General features: G+C 40.2%; 7 protein-coding genes. 3 read left to right on the top strand and 4 right to left on the bottom strand.

Annotated elements, in window-relative coordinates; translation table 11 throughout:
* Positions 1-29: 29 nt before the first annotated feature.
* The 3 genes from ACFQZX_RS11735 to ACFQZX_RS11745 are packed head-to-tail and all read left to right on the top strand — an operon-like array spanning position 30 to position 1,457.
* Positions 30-617, top strand: coding sequence for a TetR/AcrR family transcriptional regulator (locus tag ACFQZX_RS11735; protein ID WP_377115421.1), 588 nt, complete (start codon positions 30-32; stop codon positions 615-617).
* A 46-nt stretch (positions 618-663) separates the two neighbouring features.
* Positions 664-1,131 carry a hypothetical protein gene (locus ACFQZX_RS11740; RefSeq protein ID WP_377115424.1) on the top strand — a complete coding sequence of 156 codons (468 nt, stop codon included), beginning with the start codon at positions 664-666 and terminating at the stop codon, positions 1,129-1,131.
* 26 nt (positions 1,132-1,157) lie between these two features.
* Positions 1,158-1,457: a DUF3817 domain-containing protein gene (locus ACFQZX_RS11745; RefSeq protein WP_377115426.1), complete on the top strand. Its 300-nt coding sequence runs from the start codon at positions 1,158-1,160 to the stop codon at positions 1,455-1,457.
* Here ACFQZX_RS11745 and porD read toward each other — a convergent pair whose 3' ends face one another.
* The 4 genes from porD to ACFQZX_RS11765 all read right to left on the bottom strand — a co-directional run bounded on the left by porD (position 1,458) and on the right by ACFQZX_RS11765 (position 5,050).
* Complete coding sequence (gene porD / locus ACFQZX_RS11750) at positions 1,458-2,354, bottom strand: type IX secretion system protein PorD (protein ID WP_377115429.1); 897 nt, start codon at positions 2,352-2,354, stop codon at positions 1,458-1,460. It abuts the gene before it with no gap.
* Positions 2,351-3,553, bottom strand: a complete 1,203-nt coding sequence (gene coaBC / locus ACFQZX_RS11755; RefSeq protein ID WP_377115432.1) for a bifunctional phosphopantothenoylcysteine decarboxylase/phosphopantothenate--cysteine ligase CoaBC — start codon at positions 3,551-3,553, stop codon at positions 2,351-2,353. The genes porD and coaBC overlap by 4 nt, the downstream gene beginning before the upstream one ends.
* A 201-nt stretch (positions 3,554-3,754) precedes the next feature.
* Complete coding sequence (locus ACFQZX_RS11760) at positions 3,755-4,096, bottom strand: DNA-directed RNA polymerase subunit omega (protein WP_377115434.1); 342 nt, start codon at positions 4,094-4,096, stop codon at positions 3,755-3,757.
* 24 nt (positions 4,097-4,120) lie between these two features.
* The gene (locus ACFQZX_RS11765) at positions 4,121-5,050 is read right to left on the bottom strand and encodes an outer membrane protein assembly factor BamD (RefSeq protein ID WP_377115436.1); all 930 of its coding nucleotides are present in this window, start codon (positions 5,048-5,050) and stop codon (positions 4,121-4,123) included.
* Positions 5,051-6,231 lie beyond the last annotated feature (1,181 nt).

The raw sequence follows: 6,231 nt of genomic DNA on the forward strand, positions 1-6,231 counted from the left end.
TGAAACATACCAATTGGTATCTTTTTATAATGTCTAAAGCTGAGCAGACCCGTACTACTATTTTACAAAAATCATTTGAGTTGATTTACCGCAAAGGGTACCAGGCAACCAGTATAGATAACATCCTGGCCACTACGCAGGTTACCAAAGGCGCTTTCTTCTATCACTTTAAAAATAAGGATGAAATGGGATTGGCTATGATTAACGAAGTACTGTATCCGGGCATGTACGCTGCGTTGGTCGAGCCCTTGCTTAACTCGAAGGATCCTAAAAAGGAAATACATCAGATGATGCGGAATGTATTACTTAAAGTACCTTTTTTAAGAGCCAAATACGGGTGCCCGGCTGTAAATTTGATTGATGAGATGTCGCCGCTTAACAGTGGGTTTAAGGATGCGCTGTTAAAACTCACAAATAAATGGCAGGAAGCTATCATGAAAAGCATTGAACAGGGCAAAATCACAGGTGACATCAGGGCTGATGTTAACGCCGCACACGCTGCCTGCTTTATAGTAGCCGGCTATAGTGGCATACGCAATATGGGTAAAGCAATGGGGTCTGCTTGTTACGCTATTTACCTGCAGGAGCTTAAGAATTACCTGGAAAATTTGGGATAAAAAAATTTAAAAAATAACATACTTAATGGTATGTTTTATGAACATTATGTATAATATCTTACTTACACTTCACTCGCTGATTCGCTGGTTTGTTTTATTCAGCCTGTTGCTGGCAATTTATAAGGCATATACGGGTGTTTATGCAAAACGTATTTTTACTAAAACGGATAACCGGTTAAGGCATTGGACGGCAACCATAGCGCATATACAACTGGTGATAGGCATGCTTTTGTATACACAAAGCCCTAATGCTGTTCTTTCTTTTAAAACAGTAACTATTAATGGTCATGTAACTCAACCCTTTTTCTTTGGGGTTGTGCATCTGGCCATGATGTTGTTGGCTGTTACCATCATTACCATTGGTTCTGCAATGGCAAAACGTAAACCTACTGATCATGCAAAGTTTAAGACCATATTAATATGGTTTGGCATGGCCTTATTTATTATTTTAATGGCCATACCATGGCCGTTTTCACCGCTTGCTCAAAGGCCTTATCTGCATGGTATAGGTTAAATCTTATATAAAATAGTTAAACTTTTATGAAAACAATCTTGTCAACCAACATTGGCCGCTTACGCATCATCGCTTTCCTGGAAGGGATATCCCTGCTTATATTATTATTTGTTGCTGTACCCGTTAAGTATATAGGCCACAACCCCGACCTTGTAAAAGCATTGGGGCCAGTGCATGGTACCTTGTTTTTGCTGTTTATTATAAATACTGTAAGCGTAGGGGTGGAGCAACACTGGAAACGTAGCGTAACCACAAAAGTATTACTGGCTTGTATAGTGCCGTTCGGTACCTTTTATATAGACAGGGCGATATTACGCAAGACTTAATTATCTGCCGCTGAGCGACTGGTACTTGTTTCCATTAGCAGGGTCTGCAGCCGAAAGGATATTCATAGCGTTTATTTTATCCTGGGCCGATGCCGCGCTGAATATGGAAACCAATTCAGCGTTTTTGGCAGTAAAAAAAGCCAAAGGGAAATAGGATCCAAGGCGTTTACGGTCAACCTGATTCAAAACAGGCAGCAGGCTACCGATGTATTTACGGGCTTTTGAAGGATTATCGGCCATTGCATCTAACCCATTGCGGTGATAATTGTAAATAAACTCGCGCAGGTTGTTATAAAGTTTATTATTTAAGTTTTCGGCCAGCCAGTAACGGTTCAGGTTGTTATCAAATGCTTTCCAGCCCTTGTATGAAGAGGTTTGAGCGTTGATAGATACAGTTTGCGCTTTTAGAAAATAAGGTGTGCCTCCATATCTTGAAAAAGAATCGTAATCCATCCCAACTATCATGTAGGCATAAAAGGCCATTACCGAGCTAAGGTTACTTTGAAAATTTTGGTCGCTGTAATCAATGGTTTGCCCTTCCGCGTAGCTAAAATCAAAATCACGGTCATTAATATTAAGCAGTGTGGTAGTATATGCGGAGTTATATACCGGCCTTGATGATTGTACCTGTAATTCGCCGGTAAAGTTACTGCTGCCATCCCAACTGGTAACATTCAAAACAAAATTGCACTCAATCCTTTCATTGGGCGCAATTACATCGGTTGTCCACTTGCGGCCATTTAAAAAATCCTTCATGGCCGTTTCCAGGGTTTGCAATATGCGTTTATTGGTGATCTGTATTTTAGGCGCAACAACTTTTACACGCGCGTTTAAATCCTGTGCGTTTATAGAAATGCAGCATAAAAGTAATGCCGTAACAGTGATCAGCCTTTTCATTTATTTATCAGATCAATTACTTTAACACAAATATCCCGCGCCACCTCGGTTTTGCTTTTTAACTCAAAAACGGTTTTATTTAATGCATTATCTATTAAAGTTACTTTATTGGTATCATTTTTAAAGCCTGCACCAGCATCATTCAAAGAGTTAAGCACTATCAGATCAAGGTTCTTTTTTCTTAGCTTTTCAATAGCGTTGTCTTCTTCATTATTGGTCTCAAGGGCAAAGCCTACCAAAACCTGTCCGCTGCGTTTTTGAGTACCTAAGGTTTTTAATATATCGGTGGTTTTCTTTAGTTCGATATTAAAATAACTTTCGTTCTTTTTTATCTTTTTATTTGCAACAATGGTCGGGGTATAATCGGCTACTGCAGCGCACATGATGCAGGCATCCGAGGTTTCAAAATGCGCTAAACATGCATCCAGCATATCAGCGGCACTTAAAACATCAATACGCCTGATGCTTTTATACTTACTTAATTGCACAGTTGGGCCGGCAATCAGGATAACATCAGCACCTAATGAAGCTAATTCATCAGCCAGGGCAAACCCCATTTTACCAGATGAATGATTGCTGATAAAGCGTACAGGGTCTATGGCTTCGTGTGTAGGGCCGGCAGTCACCAGTACTTTCTTATTGACTAACGGCAGGCCTTTTTTGATATCAGCCTGCAAAAATGCTACGATCTCTTCCGGCTCGGCCATACGGCCTTCGCCATGCAGTCCACTCGCCAGTTCGCCGTTACCCGGTGGTATCAAAATGTTGCCAAAAGATTTTAGCTGGTTGATATTATCCTGCGTAGCATCATGTTTCCACATATCCAGATCCATTGCCGGCGCAAAGTATACGGGGCATTTGGCAGAGAGGTATACAGCAGTAAGCAGGTTATCTACCAGCCCACTGGCCATTTTTGCCATAGTGTTGGCGCTTGCAGGTGCAATCAGCATAATATCAGCCCAAAGCCCAAGTTCAACATGATTATTCCATTCGCCTGTTTCCGGTTTAAAATATTCATGGTAAACCGGATTTTTAGAAAGGGTAGATAGTGTAAGCGGCGTAATAAAGTTTGTGCTGTCTGGCGTCATCACCACCTGCACATCAGCGCCGGCTTTAACAAGCAACCTTACTAATGCTGCCGATTTGTAAGCCGCGATGCTGCCGCAAACGCCTAATAAAACATTTTTACCTTCAAGCATGGTTATTCTGCAATCCCTGACAGGATTATTTTTCAAATATATAAATAAGCCAAGGTTTAAGTAATGTTGTTACTGTTGCTTTTTTGTGTCAGCGTCTAAGTCATAGCCTGATAACCAATCTGATTTATACTAAAGCAATAGCAACAAAAAAACCCTTATCAGTAAATGACAAGGGTTTAGTACTTTTAAGCAAAGCTATTATTATTGCTCTCTTGCTTCTTTAGCCGGGTTACGGTAGTAGATCTTGTTATCTAAAAACTCCTGTACAGCTACTAATGTAGGTTTAGGTAGTTTTTCGTAATGTTTAGAGATCTCTATCTGCTCGCGGTTTTCAAAAACCTCTTCCAGGTTATCATTTGATGATGCAAACTCAGAAAGTTTCTGATGCAGCTCTTCTTTAATGTTGTTTGATATCTGGTTGGCACGTTTTGCCATAATCACCAGCGATTCGTAGATGTTTTCTGTTTTAACATCCAACTCACGCAGGTCGCGTGTTATGGTGCTGTTAGCTACTGCTGGTTTATTTGTGTTATTTGCGCTCATATCTTTATATTGTTAATATATATCTTATGGAATTTTTTGGTTATTCCTGTCTTTAATTGATGGCGGTTCGCCGGTATTGGTTGTATCTTTCTTAGCAATTTTTTCAGCCTTTTTAGGGTCAACCGCAGCTTCGGCCATCACGCGTTTTGCACGCTCAATACCACTGCGGCTATCTTTAACATAATCACGTGCATCTTTTACAAATTTGCTTTCCGGGTATTTTTCTTCAAACTGTTCAGCATAGGTAATCGTTTGTTCAAAACGCTCTTCCTGCCTGTTTTCCCTGCTTATTTTTGCATACTCATATTGCGCGCGTATAGTTAAAAACTCAAGTTCTTCGGCATATTTAGTATCCGGATAATCGCGCAGCGTATTGTTAAATGCAATTACTGCGGCCTGGTAATCGCCTATAGTCAAATATAACTTAGCGTTAGCATAAGCTTTTTGCTCCAGCTTGTCGCGCAGGTTTTGTATCAGTTTACTGGCCTCTGTTACACGGTCGCTTTTAGGATATAAGTTAATAAACAACTGTAACGATTCTATAGCCTTTGTAGTGTTTTCCTGATCCAGCGAGTAGATAGGCGAATCAAGGTAAAAGCAATACGCTGCTATAAACCGGCATTCCTCCGCGCGCGGGTCAGATGGATAAGTATCCGCAAAGGTCTTAAAGTGATACCTTGCAGAGGTATAATCCTTAAGCCTGTAATTGGTATAAGCATAATAATAAAACAGGTCCTCAGACCCTGTTCTGCCGCGATAGCGTGTGGCCAGATCCTCAAATAAACCCAACGCTTTGTTATAATCTTTCTTATTATAGTACTTAACAGCTTCCTGGTATTTTTTCAGGTTGTCATTACTTGCCTTTAACTTATCATATTCGCTTTTACAACCGTTAAGCGTAATAAGTAAAGCAAGCATCAAGCCCGAAATAATGGATAGTTGTTTTTTAAACATTTTGCAAAGATAGTTGAATATTATAAATCAGTCAATTATTTATTTAGCGGGTAAATATAGGCAGGGTTTCATCAGTATAATATAAGGGTACTTCAATTTAACATCTTTTAACGTTGATTTGCTGTTGATAGTGTTTATTGAAAACGATATGGCCCGGGCATATTGTAATTAATGTATACAATATAATGGTAGGTATTTATAGTTGGGTGATGAACATATTAATTAAGTGCCTCCATCATGCTATCAGGAATCATGGATCATCCGCAACGAAGGGCTAAGTAATATAAATAAGGTGAATAAACAGAAAGGAATTTTTACGGTATATTGTAGCTGAATGATCAGTGGCCTGTATTGAGAACTTCTGTATCTATACCATAATCATCAATAGTCAATAATTAACCATGGCGTTGCCTTCGGCCCGGGCTATCCGCTCATACTCCTCCAGGCATTAGCCACAAGCCGGTATCCGCTAATATCCCTAACGCTGGCTGGCTCACCCGGTCATTGTTGCCGCTTAACTATTCACTTTCTCCGCAAACGGAAAGAGCGTATGTTCATTAAATATGCCTTTTTTACCCTCTTTGCGCAGCAGAGAGGGTCGACCAGCGATAGCGTAGTCGGGGTGAGTAGTTTTCTTCCTCTGCTCGGAAGTCTGAAATAAGTATACACGGTTCCTCTTTATTGGTTTGGATGAGGAGAGGCCCGAAAGGCGTTTTAAAGACACCTCGATAAATTTTTATAGCTCAATTTCAATGTATTAAGTTAACAGTTATGCATATTTATACAAAACCATTTGCAAAAGTAAAAAAGCTGCTTACCTTTGCAGCCCGCAAACGAGATAGCGGGATGTTCTCTGAAAATAAAGCAAGCGAAATTTTAAAAAATAAGTTTGCGATAAGCTAAATTTTTTGCACCTTTGCAGCCCGCCAGAAGGGAGACCGGAAGGAGGGGGGAGTGAAAGAAGGAAGCGTGTTTGAGGGGTTTGAAAGGGTCCTGAAAAAAAGTTAAAAAAAAGGCTTGACACGAATACAAAAGATGCTTACCTTTGCAGCCGCTTCTTAGCTGAAGCAAAACAAAGAAAACAGCGGACCACGATGGTTTGCGAAGAAAAAAAAGATTGAAAGTTTGAGGCCGCAACGGCCGAAGATAATAAAAGCTGAACCGTGATGGTGAGGCGAAAA

The sequence above is a fragment of the Mucilaginibacter litoreus genome (assembly GCF_042676805.1).
In the GTDB taxonomy this organism is placed as follows: domain Bacteria; phylum Bacteroidota; class Bacteroidia; order Sphingobacteriales; family Sphingobacteriaceae; genus Mucilaginibacter; species Mucilaginibacter litoreus.

Bases quoted from the DNA above. Each gene is read 5' to 3' on its own strand.
- ACFQZX_RS11745 (WP_377115426.1), top strand. From the start codon at position 1,158: ATGAAAACAATCTTGTCAACCAACATTGGCCGCTTACGCATCATCGCT.
- porD (WP_377115429.1), bottom strand. From the start codon at position 2,354: ATGAAAAGGCTGATCACTGTTACGGCATTACTTTTATGCTGCATTTCT.
- ACFQZX_RS11765 (WP_377115436.1), bottom strand. From the start codon at position 5,050: ATGTTTAAAAAACAACTATCCATTATTTCGGGCTTGATGCTTGCTTTA.
- ACFQZX_RS11740 (WP_377115424.1), top strand. From the start codon at position 664: ATGTATAATATCTTACTTACACTTCACTCGCTGATTCGCTGGTTTGTT.
- coaBC (WP_377115432.1), bottom strand. From the start codon at position 3,553: ATGCTTGAAGGTAAAAATGTTTTATTAGGCGTTTGCGGCAGCATCGCG.
- ACFQZX_RS11735 (WP_377115421.1), top strand. From the start codon at position 30: ATGTCTAAAGCTGAGCAGACCCGTACTACTATTTTACAAAAATCATTT.
- ACFQZX_RS11760 (WP_377115434.1), bottom strand. From the start codon at position 4,096: ATGAGCGCAAATAACACAAATAAACCAGCAGTAGCTAACAGCACCATA.